The 19996-nt window shown below is 73.8% G+C and carries 16 protein-coding genes; 2 read left to right on the top strand and 14 right to left on the bottom strand.

The features are described from left to right. The first annotated feature begins 42 nt into the window (after positions 1–42). The gene (locus ACQEU6_RS44005) at positions 43–1485 is read left to right on the top strand and encodes an aldehyde dehydrogenase (RefSeq protein ID WP_499339737.1); all 1443 of its coding nucleotides are present in this window, start codon (positions 43–45) and stop codon (positions 1483–1485) included. Positions 1486–1563: 78 nt separating this feature from the next. Here ACQEU6_RS44005 and ACQEU6_RS44000 read toward each other — a convergent pair whose 3' ends face one another. The 12 genes from ACQEU6_RS44000 to ACQEU6_RS43945 all read right to left on the bottom strand — a co-directional run bounded on the left by ACQEU6_RS44000 (position 1564) and on the right by ACQEU6_RS43945 (position 15186). Continuing rightward, the gene (locus ACQEU6_RS44000; protein ID WP_499339736.1) at positions 1564–2496 is read right to left on the bottom strand and encodes an AMP-binding protein; all 933 of its coding nucleotides are present in this window, start codon (positions 2494–2496) and stop codon (positions 1564–1566) included. A 65-nt stretch (positions 2497–2561) separates the two neighbouring features. Beyond that, a complete protein-coding gene (locus ACQEU6_RS43995; protein ID WP_499339735.1) occupies positions 2562–4034 on the bottom strand; it encodes a class I adenylate-forming enzyme family protein in 1473 nt (490 codons plus the stop codon). 108 nt (positions 4035–4142) lie between these two features. After that, the gene (locus tag ACQEU6_RS43990) at positions 4143–4316 is read right to left on the bottom strand and encodes a response regulator transcription factor (protein ID WP_499340558.1); all 174 of its coding nucleotides are present in this window, start codon (positions 4314–4316) and stop codon (positions 4143–4145) included. Further along, positions 4285–6627 carry an ATP-binding protein gene (locus ACQEU6_RS43985; RefSeq protein ID WP_499339734.1) on the bottom strand — a complete coding sequence of 781 codons (2343 nt, stop codon included), beginning with the start codon at positions 6625–6627 and terminating at the stop codon, positions 4285–4287. Before ACQEU6_RS43985 ends, ACQEU6_RS43990 begins: the two co-directional genes overlap by 32 nt. 144 nt (positions 6628–6771) lie before the next feature. Next, on the bottom strand, positions 6772–7614 hold the full coding sequence (locus ACQEU6_RS43980; protein ID WP_499339733.1) for an ATP-binding cassette domain-containing protein: 843 nt from the start codon (positions 7612–7614) through the stop codon (positions 6772–6774). Then, positions 7611–8663 carry an ABC transporter permease gene (locus tag ACQEU6_RS43975; RefSeq protein WP_499339732.1) on the bottom strand — a complete coding sequence of 351 codons (1053 nt, stop codon included), beginning with the start codon at positions 8661–8663 and terminating at the stop codon, positions 7611–7613. The genes ACQEU6_RS43980 and ACQEU6_RS43975 overlap by 4 nt, the downstream gene beginning before the upstream one ends. Then, a complete protein-coding gene (locus ACQEU6_RS43970) occupies positions 8660–9649 on the bottom strand; it encodes a sugar ABC transporter substrate-binding protein (protein ID WP_499339731.1) in 990 nt (329 codons plus the stop codon). Before ACQEU6_RS43970 ends, ACQEU6_RS43975 begins: the two co-directional genes overlap by 4 nt. Positions 9650–9694: 45 nt before the next feature. Next, on the bottom strand, positions 9695–11533 hold the full coding sequence (iolD, locus tag ACQEU6_RS43965) for a 3D-(3,5/4)-trihydroxycyclohexane-1,2-dione acylhydrolase (decyclizing) (protein ID WP_499339730.1): 1839 nt from the start codon (positions 11531–11533) through the stop codon (positions 9695–9697). 8 nt (positions 11534–11541) lie between these two features. Then, entirely contained in the window at positions 11542–12399 is an 858-nt protein-coding gene (gene iolB, locus ACQEU6_RS43960; protein ID WP_499339729.1) for a 5-deoxy-glucuronate isomerase, read from the bottom strand. After that, on the bottom strand, positions 12396–13331 hold the full coding sequence (iolC, locus tag ACQEU6_RS43955) for a 5-dehydro-2-deoxygluconokinase (RefSeq protein ID WP_499339728.1): 936 nt from the start codon (positions 13329–13331) through the stop codon (positions 12396–12398). The genes iolB and iolC overlap by 4 nt, the downstream gene beginning before the upstream one ends. Next, entirely contained in the window at positions 13328–14179 is an 852-nt protein-coding gene (locus tag ACQEU6_RS43950; RefSeq protein WP_499339727.1) for a TIM barrel protein, read from the bottom strand. The genes iolC and ACQEU6_RS43950 overlap by 4 nt, the downstream gene beginning before the upstream one ends. After that, positions 14176–15186, bottom strand: coding sequence for a Gfo/Idh/MocA family protein (locus ACQEU6_RS43945; RefSeq protein WP_499339726.1), 1011 nt, complete (start codon positions 15184–15186; stop codon positions 14176–14178). Before ACQEU6_RS43945 ends, ACQEU6_RS43950 begins: the two co-directional genes overlap by 4 nt. A gap of 169 nt (positions 15187–15355) precedes the next feature. Here ACQEU6_RS43945 and ACQEU6_RS43940 point away from each other — a divergent pair, with 169 nt between their 5' ends. Beyond that, positions 15356–16867 carry a nitroreductase family deazaflavin-dependent oxidoreductase gene (locus ACQEU6_RS43940; protein ID WP_499339725.1) on the top strand — a complete coding sequence of 504 codons (1512 nt, stop codon included), beginning with the start codon at positions 15356–15358 and terminating at the stop codon, positions 16865–16867. On the opposite strand, the gene ACQEU6_RS43935 is transcribed toward ACQEU6_RS43940, so the two are convergent. After that, positions 16864–17349 (bottom strand): VanZ family protein, encoded by a 486-nt coding sequence (locus tag ACQEU6_RS43935; protein WP_499339724.1) that lies wholly within the window; start codon positions 17347–17349, stop codon positions 16864–16866. The two genes, ACQEU6_RS43940 and ACQEU6_RS43935, sit on opposite strands and share 4 nt — an antisense overlap. A gap of 129 nt (positions 17350–17478) precedes the next feature. Continuing rightward, complete coding sequence (lon, locus tag ACQEU6_RS43930; protein WP_499339723.1) at positions 17479–19875, bottom strand: endopeptidase La; 2397 nt, start codon at positions 19873–19875, stop codon at positions 17479–17481. Positions 19876–19996 lie beyond the last annotated feature (121 nt).

The raw sequence follows: 19996 nt of genomic DNA, 5'->3' as shown, positions 1-19996 counted from the left end.
CGGTTACCCGCGTCGGCCCTCGGGCAGGGGAGGCACAGCAGCATGCGCGAGCACGATCGGCTGTTCATCGGAGGCGAGTGGGCCGCACCGGCCGGGACCGGCGTGATCGACGTCGTCTCCCCGCACACCGAGGAGGTCATCGGGCGGGTCCCCGAGGGCACCGAGGGCGACATCGACGCGGCCGTCGCGGCGGCCCGGCGCGCCTTCGACGAGGGCCCCTGGCCGCGGATGACCCCCGCCGAGCGCGCGGAGGCCGTCGGCCGCCTCTCGGCGATCTACGCCGAGCGGCAGCAGGAGATGGCCGACCTCGTGACCGCCGAGATGGGCTCGCCCATCATGTTCTCGGTCTTCGGGCAGGCGGCCATCCCGCAGATGGTGCTCCAGTACTACGTGGACCTCGCCGCCTCCTACACCTGGGAGGAGGACCGGCAGGGCATGCTCGGCCCGGTCACGGTCACGCAGGAGCCGGTCGGGGTCGTCGCGGCGATCGTCCCGTGGAACGTCCCGCAGTTCACGCTGATGCTCAAGCTCGCGCCCGCGCTCATCGCCGGCTGCACGGTCGTGGCCAAGCCCTCCCCCGAGACCCCCCTCGACTCCTACCTGCTGGCCGAGTGGATCCGCGAGGCGGGCATCCCCGAGGGCGTCGTCAACTTCGTCCCGGCCGGACGCGAGGTCGGCGCCTACCTCGTCGCGCACCCGGACGTCGACAAGGTGTCCTTCACCGGCTCCACCGCCGCCGGACGCAAGATCGGCGCGGTGTGCGGCGAGCAGCTCAAGCGGGTCACCCTCGAACTCGGCGGCAAGTCCGCCGCGATCATCCTGGACGACGCGGACCTGGCCTCCACCGTCGAGGGCTTCAAGCTGGCCTCGCTGATGAACAACGGCGAGGCGTGCGCCGCGCAGACCCGCATCCTGGCGTCCCGCCGCCGCTACGACGAGGTCGCCGACGCCCTCGCGACCATGGTGGGCGGCCTCGCCGTCGGCGACCCCGCCGACTACGGCAGCGAGATCGGCCCACTGGTCGCCAGGCGGCAGCAGGAGCGCGTGGAGAACTACATCCGGATCGGCCAGGACGAGGGCGCCAAGCTGATCACCGGCGGGCTGAACCGCCCGCACGACCGCGGCTGGTACGTCGCGCCCACCGTCTTCGGCGACGTCGGCAACGACATGCGCATCGCCCGCGAGGAGATCTTCGGCCCCGTGCTGGTCCTCATCCCCTACGAGGACGAGGCCGACGCCGTCAGGATCGCCAACGACAGCGACTACGGGCTCGGCGGCTCGGTCTGGACGTCCGACGTCGACCACGGCGTCGAGGTCGCCCGCCGCATCCGCACCGGGAGCTGCGGCGTCAACATGTACACCCTCGACCCGAACACCCCGTTCGGCGGCTACAAGAACAGCGGACTCGGCCGCGAGCTCGGCCCCGAGGGCCTGCACGCCTACCTGGAGCACAAGTCCATTCCCCACCCCGCCCCCGCGGGCTGACGCACCGCGTTCCCGCGCGTCCCCCGGGACGCGCGGGGACGCCTCACCAGCACAGCGGCCCATCAGCAGAGCGCCCCATCAGCAGAGCGGGGCCACCGGCCAGCGGTGCCGGGCGCGGCAGGCGCGGACGGCCTCGGCGGACGGCGCGCCCGCCACCAGGAGCCGGACCCCCGGAACGGGGACGCGGCCGTGGTCGAAGGCGATGGCGCGGAGCTTGGCCGGGGTGACGACGGCCGCGGTCGCCCGGTGGCCGACGATCGCTTCGAGGAGGTCCTCCGCGCCGCCGCCGGGGACCCCCACGAGAGTGGCGCCGCGGACGAGGCACAGGTCCACCAGCCCCATCCGCGTGAGCGCGGGGACGTCCGGGCCGCACAGGGCGAGCACGTCGCCGTCCGCGATGTCCAGCGCCCCGCGCAGGCGGCAGAGGTCGGCGAGGCGGTCGGCGTGCGTGAAGTCCTCCGGCGGGGCGGGCACGCGCAGCGCCGGCGCCCGAAGCGGGCCGCGCGGCCCGCCGTCCGGTGCGGCCCCGGGTTCCAGCAGGCGGCGGAACGCGGTCGTGCCGGGAACGTCCCCGAAGGCGAAGACCTGCCTGACGAACGACCGCTCCACGGCGGCCATCGACAGGGCGGCGGTGTCCTCGCCGGTCAGCAGGAACCGGGCGCCGGTCTCGTTCATCAGCGCCGCGAGCCCGGCGGAGGTCCCCCAGGGCGGAAGCAGGACCGGCACGGCCCCGGCGGCGGTGACGGCGTGCGCGGCGACGGCCAGTTCGCGGACGCCGGCGACGTGGACCGCGCCGACGTCGCCGTGCCGGATCCCGTGGCGGCGCAGCCCGTTCGCGGCGGCCGGGACGGCCCGCGCGAAGCCCGCGTGCCCGAGCTCGCCCGCGGGGTCGACGAGGGCCGCGCGCCCGCCGCGCCGGGAGGCGGCCGCTCTGTCCGCGGCCTCCCGGGCCGCCTCCAGCACCACGTCGGTGATCGTGGCGTCGTGGACCGGAGTGCTCGCCTCGGGCATGCGGCGAAGGTACGCCGCGCGCGTCCGGCGCCGCATCCGAAGAAGTGTGTAGTCACATGTGTACGTCACGGGGCGAGTCCGGCGCGCTCCAGGAGCTCCCGGCGCCTGACCCGGCCGTCGGCCGTGCGGGGGATCTCGTCCACGGCGTGCACCGCCGACACCGCGCGGGTCCTCGGCACGCGCCCGTTGACGTGGGCGAGGAGGTCGGCCTCGGACACGGGTTCGGTCAGCACGGCGAACGCGTGGGGCGCGAGCCCGAGGTCGTCGTCGGGGGCGGGCGCCACGACGGCGTCCGCCACGGACGGATGCGCGGCCAGCACCGCCTCCGGGTCGCCGGGCGGCTCGCGGTGCGCGGCGGCGAGCCGTCCGAGGATGTACACCCGCCCGTGCTCGTCGGCGAACGCCGAGTCCCCGGTGGGCAGCCACCGCGCGGGCCCCGCGGCGGCCCGCGCCGCCGGGAGCCGCACGCACATCTCGCCCGGCTGGTAGGACGGCTGCGCCGCCCCGGTGCGCGGATCCACGACCCGCCACGCCACGCCCGGCAGGCCGCGCCCGACCGAGTCGAGCGTCCCCTCCTCGGCCGCGCGGAGGTTGAGGTGGGTGAACCCGCCGGCCTCGGCCAGCCCGTACGCCTGCCGTACCGGGCAGCCCAGCCGGGACGCGGCGGCCCGCGCCTCCTCCGCCGCGAGCGGTCCGCCGGCGGCCACGACGGCGCGCAGCGAGCGCAGGTCGTAGCGGCAGACCGCGCGCTCGTAGGCGAGGGCCTCCACGAGCTCCGGCGGGAGCACCGCGACGGTGACCCGGTGGTCCCGCAGGGCGCGGAGCAGGTCGTGGCGTCCCGTCCCGGAGAACGCGACGGCGGTGGCGCCGAGCCGCAGCACCGGGTTGAGCACCCCGTTCAGCCCGAGGACGGTGCCGAACGGCAGCGCGCTCAGCACCGTGTCGGCGCCGCCGAACATGGCCGACTCGGCGACCCTCACCAGGCCCGCCACGACCTCCGCGTGCGTCAGCCGCACCGTCCGGGCCGGCCCCCTGCCGGTCCCCCGCGTACACGCCAGCAGCGCGACGTCGCCGCAGGCGCGGCCGCCCGCCGCAGAGGACGGGGCCGCGCCCTCGGAGGCCGGGCCGGCGAGCAGATCGGCGAGCCGCAGCGGGGGCGCCTCCCCGGTGCGCGGGCCGTCGTCGCCGCCGGAATCGCCGGCGATGACGGAGCGGGCTCCGGTCTCTTCGAGCAGGCGGGACGTGTCCGGGCCGGTGAGGGGCAGGGGGACGGCGCCGGCCGCGATCACCGCGTGCAGGGCGACGGCGAGGTCCAGGGGCTCGCGCAGGCGCAGGCCGACCACGTCCCCCGGGCTCGATCCGGCGCGTGCCAGGGCGGAGGCGGCGGTCCCGACCAGGGCGGGGAGCTCCGCGTGGGACAGGGAACGCCCGGACGTCGCGTCCAGGACTGCGATCCTCCCGGGGTCGGGTGCGGCTCCGAACACCGCGCGGGTCACTGTGACCGCCGGGTAGGCGGGGTGCACACCTCTGGAGAGCATGGCGCCGACGCTAGGTCGGCGCGCCCGCCCGCACATGCGCCGAAGTGCGCAACCACCGTCGTATCCGGCGGGCGCCCGGACGGCGCGCGCGGTGTGTACACACCCGGGTCAGGCGTCCTCCGCGGGGATGTTGTCGACCGCCCAGGCCGCGATCTGGGCGCGGGAGGAGAAGCCGAGCTTGGTCAGGATGTTGGTGACGTGCCGGGCGACGGTGGCGGGGCTGATGACCAGCTCGTCGGCGACCCCGCGGTTACTGAGGCCGCGGGAGACGAGGCGGGCGATCTGCCGCTCGCGGGCCGTCAGGGTGCTCGGCGGCGTGGCCGGCCCGGCCGCGTCGCCGGCGGCCCCGGCCTCCAGCGGCGGCCGGGGCGGGGAAGCGTCCCGGGGCGCGCAGCGCGCGGGCGATCGCGTCGTCGGCGGGCATCGCGCGGCCCTCGCCCCAGTACTGGGCGACGAGCGGCTCGCCGATCCTGCGGCGGATCGGTTCGAGGGTGCGTTCGCGGCGGGCGCCGGTGCCGGGCTCGCGGCCCGTCGCCTCGCGCAGCGCCGACGCCGCGCCGGCGAGCGTCACCGCGGCGCGCGCGTCGCCCTCGCGGGCGACCAGGTCGGCGAACGCGTCCAGGGCGCGGGCCATGTCCAGCCGGATGCCGGACGCGCGGCTCAGCGCCAGGCTCTCGGCGAGGGCCGCACGGGCCGCGGCCAGGTCGCCCTCGGCGAGCGCGACGCGGCCGAGGCCGGCGAGGGCCCGCGCCATCTCCGAACGCGCGCCGATCTCGGCGAGGATCGGCAGGACCGCGGCGTAGTGGCCGCGGGCCGTGGCCGGATCGCCGCGCAGCTCGGCGAGCCTGCCGAGGCCGATCATGGCGTGGGAGGCGCCCCACAGCTGGCCGATGTCCCGCATGACGGACGCGGCCGTGTCGAGCCTCTCGCGGGCCTCGCGCAGCCGCGACTCCCGGATCAGCAGGTAGCCGCGGGCCGCGCACGCGTAGGCGCGGGTCCACTCCCGGCCGGGCCCGCGGACGAGGGCGTCGGCCTCGTCCAGGCGGCGGGCGGCGTCGGCGAAGCGGCCGGCGCGGGCGAGGCACTCGGCGCCGGTGATCAGCGCGGTCGCGGTCATGAAGTCGTCCCCGGCCTCGCGGCACGGGGCGAGCGCCTCGGCGGCGTGCCGGGCGGCCTGGGCGAAGTCGCGGCCCCCGACGGCGAGCTGGGCGCGGCCGGCGAGCGCGGGGCCGAGGACCCGCGGGTCCAGGGCGCCAAGGCCGGGGTCGCGGGCGGCGGCCAGGAACCGGTCGGTCCGGTCGGCCCACTCGGCGACGCGGCCGCGCGCGATCCAGAACGTCCGCCCCGCGGTGCACAGCCGCAGCCCCTCGGCGATGTCGCCGTGGTCGAGCGACCAGGCCAGCGCGGCCCGCACGTTGCCGAGCTCGGTGTCGTACCGGTGGAACAGCGCCACCCGGTCCGTCCAGGGCGCGGGCTCGACGCCGAGCGCGATCCGGCAGTCGCGTTCGGCGGCGGTCAGGACGGCGTCGCGGTGCCGCGCGCGGAACACCGCCTCCTCGCCGGCGCCCGCGAGCCGCTCGGCCGCGTACTCGCGGATGCTGTCGAGCAGCCGGAACCGGACCTCCCCGCAGACCTCCCCCGTCACCGTCACGAGTGACTTGTCGACGAGGGCGGTGAGCGTGTCCAGGACGTCGTCGGCGTGCAGCGCGACCTCGGCCGGGCCGCCGGGCGGCGCGGGGTCGGCGCAGACCTGCTCGGCCTGCTCCAGCGTCCAGCCGGCGAAGACCGACAGGCGCCGCAGGAGGACGCGCTCCGGGCCGTCCAGCAGCTCGTGGCTCCAGTCGATCGCGGCGCGCAGCGTCCGCTGCCGGGCCGGGGCCGTGCGGTCCCCGGCGCTGAGCAGCCGGAACCGGTCGGCGAGGCGCCGCGCGATCTGCTCGGCCGACAGCACCCGGACCCGGGCGGCGGCGAGCTCCACCGCGAGCGGCATCCCGTCGAGGGCCCGGGTGACCTCGTGGACGGCCTCGGACGCGGCGAACCCGGGCCGCGCCGCCCGGGCGCGCTCCAGGAACAGCCGGACCGCCTCGTCCGGCTCCAGGGGCGGCACCCGCCACACGTTCTCCCCCGCCATCCGCAGCGGCTCCCGGCTGGTGGCGAGGATCCGCAGCCGCGGGCAGCGGGCCAGCATCAGGCCGGTGAGCTTCGCGCACTCCTCGACGATGTGCTCGCAGTTGTCCAGGACGAGCAGGACCTCGGGCGCGCGCAGCGCGTCGGCGAGCGTCTCGGTGAGCGGCCGGCCGTCCTCCTCGGCCACGCCGAGGACCGCGGCGGCGCGCCGCGCGACGGGCTCGGTCGTCCCGTCCGGGCGGACGTCGGCCAGTTCCACGAACCAGACGCCGCCGCCCTGCGCGCCGGCCGCCGGCGACGCGTCGAGGACCGCGTGCGCGACGTGCAGCGCTAGCCGCGTCTTGCCGATGCCGCCCGCCCCGCACAGGGTGACGGCCCGCATTCCCTCCAGCAGCCCGACGAGGTCGGCGGCGTCGCGTTCGCGGCCGACGAAGGCGTTGGGCTCGGCGGGGAGATTGGTCTTCACGGCTCTGTGAGTGTGGCATCGCGCTGCGTGATCCGCCACGGTTTCCCGGTCTCGGTCTGGGGACGGGCGCCCGCGCCGATCCCTCCGGGGCGTCCACGCGGTGAGGACCGCCCCGGGCCACGGGGAGTGGCCCGGGGCGGGCCGTCAGTCGTCGGTGAGGCCCAGGCTCCCGGCCTCCTCGGTCAGCCGGGCGGCGGAGGCCGGAGAGCCCGCCGCGTCGAGTTCGTGGGCGAGCTCCTCCAGCTCGCCGCCGCCCGCCATGAGGCCGGTGAGCTCCTCCCGGGTGATCTCCTCCTTGGTGTGGTACCCGATGCCGCGCCCCCGGTTCAGGATCAGGAAGCGGTCGCCCACCGGGTAGGCGTGGTGCGGGTTGTGGGTGATGAAGACGACCGCGAGGCCCCGCTCCCGGGCCTGCACGATGTAGCGCAGCACCACCCCGGCCTGCTTGACGCCGAGCGCGGCGGTCGGCTCGTCCAGGACGAGGGCCTCGGCTCCGAAGTGGACGGCGCGGGCGATGGCCACGCACTGCCGCTCGCCGCCCGACAGGGTCCCGATGGGCTGGTCGACGTCGCGCAGGTCGATGCCCATCGCGGCCATCTCCCGGTGGGTGGTCGCGCGCATGGACCCGACGTCCATGCCGCCGAGGCGCCCCCGCCGCTCCGAGCCGAGGAAGAAGTTCCGCCAGACCGGCATGAGCGGGACGACCGCGAGGTCCTGGTAGACGGTCGCGATGCCGCGGTCGAGCGCGTCGCGGGGCGAACCGAAGCTCACCGCCTCGCCCCGCACCTCGTAGGTCCCGGTGTCGTGGCGGTGCAGCCCGGCGACGACCTTGATGAGCGTGGACTTGCCCGCCCCGTTGTCGCCGAGGACGCAGGTGACCTCGCCCGCCGAGGCCTCCAGGTCCACGTCGCGCAACGCGATGACGTTGCCGTAGTTCTTGCCGACGCCGCTGAGCCTGATGAGCGGCGCCTCCTTCGCGTCCGTCATGGCGACCGCTCCACTCTGCGCCGCACGACCAGGTTGACCACGGTGGCGATCAGCAGCATCGCGCCCAGGAAGAACCGGAACCAGTCGGGGTTCCACTCGGCGTACACGATGCCCTTGTTCGTCATGCCGAAGATGAACGCGCCGATGGCCGCGCCGATCGCCGACCCGTAGCCGCCGGTGAGCAGGCACCCGCCGATGACCGCGCAGATGATGTAGAGGAACTCGTTGCCGACGCCCTCCCCGGACTGGACGGTCGCGAACGCGAACACCAGGTGCATCCCGGAGAACCACGCGCAGAACGCCACGCCCATGAACAGGCCGATCTTCACGCGGTCGACGGGTACGCCGACCGCGCGGGCGCTGCCGGCGGCCCCGCCCACCGCGAAGATCCAGTTGCCGACGCGGGTGCGCAGCAGGAGCCAGGTGGCGATCGCCGTGAACAGCAGCCACCAGAACACCGTGATCTTCACGTTGACGCCGAGCACGTCCACGTCGGAGGCGAAGACCGCGCGGGCGGAGGCGAAGCCGTCCATGTCGCGGACGGAGTCGCTCGCGACGTTGCCGGTGAGCGCCTTCGTCACGCCGAGGTTCAGGCCCGCGAGCATGAAGAACGTCGCGAGCGTGATGATGAAGCTCGGCAGCCGCGTCCGGACGTACAGGACGCCGTTCACCATGCCGAGCGCCAGCGTCAGCACCAGCGAGATCACCACGCCCGCCCACACGTTCAGCGTGAACTGGTAGGCGGTCAGCGCGGCGACCAGCGCCGAGGACGTCACCATCACCCCGGCGGACAGGTCGAACTCGCCGCCGATCATCAGCAGCGACACCCCGACCGCCATGATCCCGAACGTCGAGGCCGCGTACAGCACGGTGGAGAACGACCCGGCGCGCAGGAACGCGTCCGCGACGATCGAGAAGAACGCGAACAGCGCCACCGCGCCGAGCAGCGCGCCGAGCTCCGGGCGGCCCAGCAGCCGCCGCAGCGGCGACCGCCGGGCCAGGCGCTCGTCGGGGCGGGCCGCGGACGGCCCGGCCACCGCCTCGGTCATCGCGTCCCCCGGTTCGCGAACGCCTCCAGCTGGGCCGCGTTCTGCTTGGTCACGATCGCGGGCCCGGTCAGCACGGGCCGGCCGCCGCCGAGCACGTTGCCGTTGTTCCTGAGCAGCCACAGCTCGTCGACGGCCTCATAGCCCTGGAGGTAGGGCTGCTGGTCGACGGCGAACTCGATCGCGCCCGAGTCGATCGAGGCGATCAGGTCCTTGTTCAGGTCGAACGTACCGATCTTCGCCTTGCCGCCGGTCTCCTTGACCGCGTCGACGGCGGTCGCGGCGAACGGGGCGCCGAGCGTCAGGATCCCGTCGATGCCCTTGTCGGCCTGGAGCTTGGCCGTGATGGACGACTTCACCTCCGGCATGTTGGTGCCCTGGACGAACAGGTTCTGCAGGTCGCCGCCGAACGTCTTCTTCGCTCCGGCGCAGCGGTCCTCCAGGCCGACGTTGCCCTGCTCGTGGACGACGCACAGCGCCTTCTTCGCGCCGATCCTCCCGAGCTCCGTGCCGGCCGCCTCGCCGGCGATCGACTCGTCCTGCCCGAAGTGCGCGACCGCGCCGAGCTTCGCCGACTCCTCGGCGCCGGAGTTGATCGTCACGACCGGCACCTTCGCGGCCGCGGCGCGGGCCAGCACGTCCTTCATCGCGTCCGGCTTGGCGAGGGTGACGATGATGCCGTCGACCTTCTTGTCGAGCGCGGCCTGGACGAGCTGGGCCTGCTTGCCGCCGTCCGGGTCGGCCGAGTAGAGGAACTCGACGTTGTCCTTGGCGGCGGCGGCCTTCGCGCCCTTCTGGACGATGTCCCAGAAGGTGTCGCCCGCGCCGGAGTGCGTGACCATCGCGATCTTCAACCGGGGGCCGGCGCCCTCCGGCGTCTCCTCGGACTTCTTGCCGCCCGAGCTGCTGCAGGCGCTGAGCGCCAGCAGCCCCGCGGCGGCCAGCACCGCGAGGCCCCTGGACGTCCCGCGCGCGAAAACGCCTCTCATCGGCTGCTCTCCGTTTCTCCCCGATTGGTCGGTCTGAGGAGTTGATCACAGATGATGATGGCGCGTACGCCTATCCCTCTCATAGCGGGCGCGGGCCTCGCGGGTGGAGGCCAGCGCCGACACCTCCGCGACCGGGACGTCCCACCATGCCGCACTGTCGGGGGTACCCGCCAAGGGGTTCGTCTCGACGTGGACGACCGTGGTCCGGGAGGACCTGCGCGCCCGCTGGAGGGCGTCGGCCAGCTCGGCGGAGGTGGACGCGCGGATGACGTCGGCGCCGAGGCTGGCGGCGTTGGCGGCGAGGTCGACCGGGATGGGGTCGCCGTCCAGGCCGGTGGCGGTGCGCAGGCGGTGGCGGGTGCCGAAGCGCTGCGCGCCGACGCTCTCCGACAGGTTGCCGATGGAGGCGTAGCCGTGGTTCTGGACCAGGACCACCACCAGCTTGATGCCCTCGGCGGCGGCGGTGGTGAGTTCCTGGGCCATCATCAGGTAGGAGCCGTCGCCGACCATGACGAACACCTCGCGGTCGGGCGCGGCCATCTTCACGCCCAGGCCGCCGGCGATCTCGTAGCCCATGCAGGAGTAGCCGTACTCGACGTGGTAGCCCTCGGGGTCGCGGGCCCGCCACAGCTTGTGCAGGTCGCCGGGCATCGAACCGGCCGCGCACACCACCACGTCCCGCGGCCCGGCGGCCCGGTCGACCGCCCCGATCACCTCGGCCTGGGTGAGCAGTTCCCCGTCCTGGGGGGCGCAGGCCCGGTCGACCTGGGTGTTCCAGTCGGCCGTCAGCGCCTGGGCGTCGCTGCGGTGGCTCGGCGGAACGGTGTACCCGGCCAGCGCGGCGTCCAGCGCCCGGATGCCTTCCCGGGCGTCCGCGACGACGGCGCAGCCCGCGAGCTTGACCGCGTCGGCGCGGGCGACGTTGATGTTGACGAACCTCACCCCAGGACGGGCGAACAGGCTGTGGGAGGCCGTGGTGAAATCGCTGTACCGCGTACCGATCCCGACCACCACATCGGCCTCGCGCGCCAGCGCGTTGGCCGCCGTCGTCCCCGTCGCGCCGATCGCTCCCACCGAACACGGGTGATCCCACGCCAGCGCGCCCTTGCCCGCCTGGGTCTCGGCGACCGCGACCCCCGTCCGCCCGGCCAGCGCCGCCAACGCCCCCGACGCACCGGAGTAGATCACCCCGCCGCCCGCCACGACCAACGGACGCTCCGCCCCCCGCACCAGCGCCGCCGCCTCCTCCAACGCGGCCGGCTCGGGCACCGGACGCGCGACCCGCCACACCCGCCGCGCGAACAACTCCTCCGGCCAATCGAACGCCTCGGCCTGCACATCCTGCGGCAGCGCCAACGTCACCGCACCGGTCTCGGCCGGATCGGTCAACACCCGCATCGCCGCAAGCAACGCCCCCGGCAACTGCTCCGCACGATTGACCCGATCCCAATACCGCGACACCGGCCTGAAGCAGTCGTTCACCGACACGTCATAGGAGCGGGCATCCTCCAACTCCTGCAACACCGGATTCGCCACACGCGTCGCGAACACATCCCCCGGCAACAGCAGCACCGGCAACCGGTTGACCGTCGCCAACGCCGCACCCGTCACCATGTTCGTCGCACCCGGCCCCACCGACGTCGTACACGCCAACGTCGACAACCGATCACTCATCCGCGCATAACCAGCAGCCGCATGCACCATCGCCTGCTCATTACGCGCCATGTAATACGGCAGCTCACCACCGCACTCCAACAACGCCTGCCCCATCCCGGCCACATTGCCGTGCCCGAAAATCCCGAAACAGCCCGCGAAGAACCGCCGCTCCACACCATCCCGCTCACTGAACTGCACCGACAGGAAACGCACCAGCGCCTGCCCCACGGTGAGTCTCACGAGCGTCCCTCCGCGGAGGTCAGCGGCAGCCGGGGGTCGACCGGCTGCCCTTCCCAGGTGTCGCGGATCCAGGCGTGCGCGGGGTCGTCGCAGATGCGCCACGCGCGTTCCGGCGACGGCCCGGCCATCACGTTCAGGTAGTACAGGTCATGACCCGGCACCGCCATCGACGGGCCGTGCCAGCCGTGCGGGATCAGCACGGCGTCGCCGCTGCGGACCTCCGCCAGCACGTCGATCGGACGTCCCGGCGAGCCGTAGACGCGCTGGTAGGCCATGCCGTCCCGATCGATCTCGAAGTAGTAGATCTCCTCCAGGACCGACTCGCCGGGCGTCTGCTCGTCGTGCTTGTGCGGCGGGAACGACGACCAGCACCCCGCCGGTGTCAGCACCTCGCACGCGATCAGCTTCTCGGCGAACGGGAACCCCTCCGGCGTCCCGAAGTTGTTGACCTGCCGGCTCGCCGCCCCCGCCCCCCGCAACTCCACCGGCACCTTCCCGGCGGGCCCGTAGCGGGGGACGAGCCGGCTCTCGCACCGGGCGCCCGCGAGCGCGAACCGTCCGCTCCCCCGGACGGTCACCCGGGCGTCGCGCGGCACGTAGGCGAAGTCGCTGACCCGGGCGAAGACGTTCTCGCGGCCCTCCAGCTCGAACCGCTCACCGTCGCACTCCACCGCGCACGACCCCGCCAGCGGGAGGACGATCGTCTCGAACTCGCCGGTGTCGAACTCGTGCGACCCGCCTTCGGGAAGCTCCAGGATCCGCAGTCCCGAATACGCCCAACCAGCCGACTCCGGCGTCACGACGAGCCCGTACGGGGACTCCGCGGCTGTTCCGGCGGGGAGGTGGTGTTTCATCGCTTCTCCTTGAGGAGTTCGTCGACCTCGTCTTGCGCGGGCATCGCGTCGGAGCAGGCGATGCGGGACGCGACGATCGCCCCTGCGGCGCCCGCGAACTCGACGAGCCGCCGCAGGTCCCACCCGGCGAGGAGGCCGTGGCAGAGGGCGCCGCCGAACGCGTCCCCGGCGCCGAGGCCGTTGACAACGTCCACCTTGACCGGGGGCACCTCCACGACCTCGTCGGCCGTCGCCGCGAGGACGCCTTCCGGCCCCATCTTCACGATGGCGATCTCCGGTCCGCGGGCCAGGATCGCGCGTGCGGCGGCGTGCGGCTCCCGCTCCCCCACGGCGACCTCGCACTCCTCCAGGTTTCCGACGGCGACCGTTGCCCGCTCCAAGGCGAGCCCTGCCCAGTGGGGTGCCTCCGAGGGGTCCTCCCACAGCATCGGCCGGTAGTCGAGGTCGATGACGGTCTGGCCGGGGTGCTCCCCCAGCGCGGTCAAGGTCGCCTCGCGGCTGGGCTCCTGCGACAGGCCCGTGACGGTCCCCCAGACGATGCGCGCCGAGCGGATCGCGTCGAGGTCGAGCTCGTCCGTCCGGATCTCCAGGTCGGGGGCCTTGGGGTAGCGGTAGAAGTACAGCGGGAAGTCGTCGGGCGGGAAGATCTCGCAGAAGGCCAGCGGGGTCGGCAGGCCGGGAACGGCGGTGACGAACCGGTCGTCCACGCCGTAGCCCTGGAGCGCCTTGTGGATGAACCGGCCGAACGGGTCTTCCCCCGTGCGCGTGATGACGGCGGCGCTGCGGCCGTACCTGGCCGCCGCCACGGCCACGTTGGTCGGGCTGCCGCCGAGGTACTTGCCGAACGACTCGACGTCCTCCAGCGGCGTGCCCTCCTGGTTCGGATAGACGTCGACGCTGACCCGCCCCATCGTGATGAGGTCGAACGTCATCGGGCCACTCCGGCGAGGTAGTCCAGGCTCCTGCGGACGTCGCCGTACGGCCCCGCGCCCTGCGCGGGCTCGCCGGCCAGGACGGTGTCCTGCTCCATCACCCACCAGCCCTCGTAACCGGCGGCCTCCAGGGTGCGGATGATGTCGGGGATGTCGACGTCGCCTTCTCCGAGCGGCCTGTACAGGCCGTCCCGCACCGCGTTCGTGTACGTGCTGTCTCCCTTGAGTACCTGTTGGGCAAGGCCCACGTCCACGTCCTTCAGATGGACATGCGCTATGCGCGGCGCCGCGAAACGCGCCAGCCACACCGGATCGGTTCCGCCGACCAGCAGGTGCCCTGTGTCGAGGCAGAGCGGGATGCTGCATCCGCCCAGCACCCGTTCGACCTCGGCGCGGCGCTCCACGACCGTCCCGACGTGAGGATGCAGGGTGGCGAGCCTGCCCCGGTCTGCGGCACGCGCGGCGATCGCGTCGAGGTTGGCGAGCAGCGTCGCCCATGCCTTGGTGTCCAGGACGGGCCGCTCGTCGTATCCGTCGAGTCCGGTCGCGGCGGCCAAGACGAGGACACCGTCGATGTCGTCCAGGGCCTGCTCGACCACGGGCAGTGGGTCGAAGGCGGGGTCGTGCAGGACGACGGGTACGAACGCCCCCACAAGACCCAGCCCGAAGGACGTCAGCAACTCGTCCCGCTCTTGCGTGGCCCTGGGGAGGAAGCCGTCCGGCCCGAGCTCCGTGGCGGCGAGGCCGAGATCGCGCATCTCGGCGAGCACCCGGCCCGGCTCCATCTGGTGGCCCCAGCCGGGCACTTCGCACACGCCCCACGAGATCGGCGCGCCGGCGATCCTCACCGCCGCACCTCCTCGACCTCGACGATCCGCCCCTCCCGCATGGAGAGCTCGCACGCCTCGGCGAGGTAGAACGCCTCCAGCGCCTCTTCCGGCGGGCACGGGTTGGCTCGGCGGCCCGCCACGACGTCCGCGAAGGCCCGCAGTTCGGCGTCGTAGGCGTCGGAGAAGCGCTCCATGAACCCGCCGTAGGGGGTCCTGGGCTGGTCCCCGTCCGGGAGCGCGGTCGCGGGCGTCCGGTCGTCCAGGCCGGCGATGACGCTGTCCTTGGATCCGAACAGTTCCAGGCGCGCGTCGTACCCGGCGGCGTTGTAGCGGGTGGCCGAGACCTGGCCGAGCGCCCCGTCGTCCAGGATGAGCAGCGCGGACCCCGTGTCGACGTCGCCCGCCTCGCGGAAGAAGTCGTCGCCGCGGTTGGCGCCCGCCGCCATCACGCGGACGACCTCGCGGCCGGTGACGAACCTGATGAGGTCCAGGTCGTGGATGAGGCAGTCGCGGAACAGCCCGCCGGACGTGGGGACGTACTCGGCCGGCGGCGGCGCCGGGTCGAAGCTGCACGAGCGGACGGTGTGCAGCCAGCCGAGCCGTCCGGACGCGAGGGCCTCGCGCGCCGCCGCGTTCCCGGCGTCGAACCGGCGCTGGAACCCGACCTGCACCGGGACGCCGGCGCCCGCCGCCGCCCGGACAATTTGGAACGTTCCATTTAGATCGGACGCGAGCGGCTTCTCGCAGAAGACGGGAGTTCGCGCGGCGACGGCGCGCTCCACGAGGTCCGCGTGCGCGTCCGTGGCCGCCGCGACGACCAGGCCGTCCAGCCCGGCGGCGAACAGGCCCTCGACGGTGTCCAGGGCGGTGACCTCGGGCGGCCCGCCGCCCAGGCGCGCGGCCAGGTCGCGGGCGCGCCCCGGATCGGCGTCCGCGACGATCACCGCCTCGATCTCGGGCAGCGCTCGCAGTGCGGCGGCGTGGCGCGCACCGATGCGCCCCGCCCCGGCCAGTCCAATCCTCATCGATCTTCTCCCGGTCGGCCGTCTGGTGGAGACACGAGTCTGATGGAGCGTTCCAGAAGCGTCAACGCCCCGACTGTCCGCCTCTCCGGTAATGGAGGTGTCCGAAATCCCGGCCGTTACTCGGGCCCTCGGCTGTCGCCGGAGTCATACCAAGCGCTAGTTTTGGCCTATGCGGATCTTCGTCACCGGCGCCTCCGGCTTCGTCGGGTCCCACACCGTCCGCGCCCTGCTCGCCGCCGGGCACCGCCCGCGGGCGCTGGTCCGCGACCCGGACAGGGCGGCGAGGGTCCTGCGTGCGGTCGGCGCCGACCCCGGGGACGTCGAACTCGTCCCCGGCGACATGCTGGACGAGGACGCGGTCGCCGAGGCGCTCCGCGGCTGCGACGCCGCGATCCACACCGCCGCGGCGATCGGGGTGACCGGGGGCGCCGGCGACCTGGTGGAGGTGAACGTCCAGGGCACCCGCAACGTGGTCGGCGGCGCCGTCGCGCAGGGCCTGTCCCCGGTGGTCCACGTGTCGACGATCGGGGTGTTCGTCCCGCCGTCCGGCCCGGTCATCACCGCGGGGGACGCGCTGGCGAGCCCCCGGACCGACTACGGCAGGTCCAAGCTGGCGGCCGAACGCTACGTGCGCGGACTCCAGGCGGACGGCGCGCCGGTCACCATCGTGTACCCCGGCGGCGTGTGCGGGCCGCACCAGCCGACGCTGGACGCGCTGATGGAGGGCCTCGCCGCCGCGCTCGGCAAGGTGTGGCCGCTTCCGGGCGGCGGCGTCTCGGTCATCGACGTCCGCGACCTCGGCGAGGCGTTGGCACGGTCCGTCGAGGCGCGGCAGGGCCCGAGCCGCTGGGTGCTCGGCGGCCACTACCTGACCTGGCCGCAGTACGCCGACCTGTGCGACCGCCTCACCGGGGTCAGGTGCCGCCGCGTCCGCGTCCCCAGCCGCGTGATGCTCGCGCTGGGCTCCGCCCTGGACGCGGCCAAGCGCGTCCGCCGCTTCCACTACCCGCTCACCCGCGACGCCGCCGAGTTCATGGTCACGCTGGTGCCGACCGACGACCGTCCCGTCCTGGACGCGCTCGGCCTCACACTGCGTCCCGTCGAGGAGACCGTCGCCGACGGCCTGCGCTGGCTGGCCGAGAGCGGCCATCTGAACCCGCGACGGGCCGGACGGCTCGCCGCCAAGGAGGCCCCGATGCCGACTCTCGTCCAGCGCGCCTTCGGACCCGTGCTCCACCGGGTGTCGGGCGCCGAATGGTTCTCCAGGGTGGGGCCCAAGGTCGTCCCGCCCGTCGACCGGACGCTGCACCGGCTCACCGGCGGACGGCTCATGCTCGGCCAGCTCCTCGTGCCGAGCCTCGTGCTGACGACGACCGGCGCCGTCAGCGGCCTGCCCCGGCAGACGCCGCTCGCGTGCCTGCCCGACCGGGAGGGCGGCTGGTACGTCGTCGGCTCCAACTTCGGCCGGGAGAAGCACCCCGCCTGGACGGGCAACCTGCTGAAGAACCCCGACGCGCAGGTCAGCTTCCAGGGCCGCGCCGTCCCGGTCACCGCCCGCCTCCTGGACGACGTCGAGCGCAAGGAGGTCTGGCCCCGCCTCACCGCCGTCTGGCCCGTCTACGACCGCTACGTGGAACGCGCCGAACGGCAGCTCAGGGTCTTCCGCCTGACCCCCCGCTAACGGCCGCGGAGGGTCAGGGAGAGCCTCCGGCCGATGAGCAGGTAGGCGAGCACGACGCCGATGACGTTCAGGATGACGTCGTCGACGTCGAAGGCCCGTCCCATCACGAACGTGCCCTGGACGGTCTCGATGGCCAGCGAGAGCATGCCGCTCACCAGGGCCAGCCGCACGGGGCCCCGGAGGGTCGTCCAGACCAGGGGCAGCAGTACTCCGAGCGGAGCCAGGAGTATCACGTTGCCGCCGATCTGGAGGATCGCCTCCTTCGTCGGGCGGTCCAGATAGAACCGGAGCGACCTGCCCGGATCGGTGTTCCCGCCCGCCTGCCCGTTGTCATGGACGGGCGTCAGCGTGAGCCTGAACGCGAAATAGAAGAAGACGCCAAGAAAGCCCAACGCGACGATGACGACCACCACGCGCAGGGCGACGACGTACCAGGGGACCCTCTCGCCCGCGGCCGCGGGCTGCCACATCTCCACCAACACGCGGCGCGGTCTGCCCCGTCCTGCGCGGTCCATGCGCGGCCCGGGGTTTCGGGCAACCGAATAGTTCATTGAAGTCAGAACGCCCGTACCGGGACGAACCCGGTACGGGCGTTCCGCGCGCCGCGACGATCAGACGGCGACCGGGGTGGTGGCGGGCTCCAGGGCCAGGTCGAGCACCTCGCGGACGTCGCTCACAGCGAACACCGTCATCGTGTCGAGCACCTCGGCCGGGACGTCCTCCAGGTCCGGCTCGTTGCGCTTCGGCACGATCGCGGTGGTGATGCCGAGCCTCGACGCGGCCAGCAGCTTCTGCTTCAGCCCGCCGATCGGCAGCACCCGCCCGGTCAGCGACACCTCGCCGGTCATCGCCACGTCCGAGCGCACCGGGCGGCCCGACAGCAGCGACGCCAGCGCCGTCGTCATCGTGATGCCCGCGCTCGGGCCGTCCTTCGGGATCGCGCCGGCGGGCACGTGGACGTGCACGCCGCGGTCCTTCAGGTCGCCGACCGGCAGCTCCAGCTCCGCGCCGCGCGAGCGCAGGTAGCTGAGCGCGATCCGGGCCGACTCCTTCATGACGTCGCCGAGCTGGCCGGTGAGCGTCACGCCGGTGTCGCCGGTCTCCCGGTCGGCCAGCGACGCCTCGATGTAGAGGACGTCGCCGCCCGCGCCGGTGACGGCCAGGCCCGTCGCCACGCCCGGCACGCCGGTGCGGCGCTCGTTCCTGCTCAGCTCGACCTCCGGGGTGAACCGCGGCCGGCCGAGGTAGTCCTTCAGGTCGTCCGCGCCGATCCGGACGGGCAGCGCCGCCTTCCCGAGCGCGACGTTGGCCGCGACCTTGCGCAGCACCCGCGCGATCGAGCGGTCCAGGGACCGCACGCCGGCCTCCCGGGTGTACTCGGCCGCCAGCAGCCGCAGCGCGTCGTCGCCGAAGGCCGCCTCGGACGCCTCCAGCCCCGCCTTGCCGAGCTGGCGCGGAAGCAGGTGGTCGCGGGCGATCGTGACCTTCTCGTCCTCGGTGTAGCCGTCCAGCTCGACCAGCTCCATCCGGTCGAGCAGCGGCCCGGGGATCGCCTCCACCACGTTCGCGGTGGCCAGGAACAGCACGTCGCTCAGGTCGAGCTCCACCTCCAGGTAGTGGTCCCGGAAGGTGTGGTTCTGCTCGGGGTCGAGGACCTCCAGCAGCGCCGCGGTCGGGTCGCCCCGGTAGTCGGCGCCGACCTTGTCGACCTCGTCCAGCAGGACGACGGGGTTCATCGTCCCGGCCTCGCGGATGGCGCGGACGATGCGTCCCGGCAGGGCGCCCACGTACGTGCGGCGGTGGCCCCGGATCTCGGCCTCGTCCCGCACGCCGCCCAGGGCGACCCGCACGAACTCGCGTCCCATGGCCCGCGCGACCGACTCGCCCAGCGACGTCTTGCCGACGCCGGGAGGACCGGTCAGCGCCAGCACCGCGCCGCTCCTGCGTCCGCCCACGACGCCGAGCCCGCGCTCCTCGCGCCGCTTGCGCACGGCGAGGTACTCGACGATGCGCTCCTTGACGTCGTCGAGGCCGGCGTGGTCGGCGTCCAGGATCTCCCGCGCGCCCGCGATGTCGTAGGCGTCCTCGGTCCGCTCGTTCCAGGGGATGTCGAGGACGGTGTCCAGCCAGGTGCGGATCCAGCCGCCCTCGGGCGAGGCGTCGGACGACCGCTCCAGCTTGTCGACCTCCTTCAGCGCCGCCTCGCGCACCTTCTCGGGAAGGTTCGCGGCCTCGATCCGGGCCCGGTAGTCGTCCTCCTCGTCGGCCGGGTCGCCGTTCAGCTCGGCCAGCTCCTTGCGGATGGCCTCCTGCTGCTGGCGCAGCAGGAACTCCCGCTGCGTCTTCTCCATGCCCTCCTGGACGTCCTTGCGGATCGTCTCCGCCACGTCCAGCTCGGCGAGGTGGTCGCGCGTCCACCCGATCACGAGGACGAGCCGCTCCACGACGTCGACGGTCTCCAGGACCTCGATCTTCTGCTCGTCGGTGAGGTACGGCGCGTACCCGGCGTTGTCGGCCAGCGTGGAGGGGTCGTCGATCTGCTGCACGACGTCCACGACCTGCCAGGCGCCCCGCTTCTGCAGGATCGCGCTGACCAGCCCCTTGTACTCCTTCGCCAGCTCCTGCGCGCGCCCGGTCGCCGGCGGCGCCTCCACCGCCGTCCCCTCGACCCACAGCGCCGCGCCGGGCCCGGTCGTCCCGGTGCCGATCCGCACCCGCTGCACGCCGCGGACGACCGCGCCCGGCTCGCCGCCGGGCAGCCGCCCCTCCTGCTCGATCACGCCGAGCGTGCCGATGCCGGCGTACTGCCCGTTCAGCCGGGGCACCAGCAGCACCCGCGGCTTGGCCGCCGACCGGATGCCCGGCCCCTTGGACTGCGCCACCGCCCGCGCGGCCTCGACGGCGGCCCGGACCTCGCCGCTCTCCGACAGGTCCAGGGGCACCACCATGCCGGGCAGAACGACCCCGTCCTCCAGGGGCAGCACCGGCAGCGTCAGGGTCTCGCTCATGCTCAGCTCCAACTCAGTAGGACACCCAACCGCAAGATTGAGTCATACACACTCAAGAAAACGGAGCAGCATTTTGTTTCCTCAGCAACGTTCGCTCTCAGCGATCAGCCGAGCCGGCCGG

Origin of the sequence: Spirillospora sp. CA-108201 (assembly GCF_050936235.1) — a bacterium.
GTDB lineage: Bacteria > Actinomycetota > Actinomycetes > Streptosporangiales > Streptosporangiaceae > Spirillospora.
The sequence above is the reverse complement of the archived record's forward strand: the minus strand, read 5'-3'. Positions and strand labels throughout refer to the sequence as shown.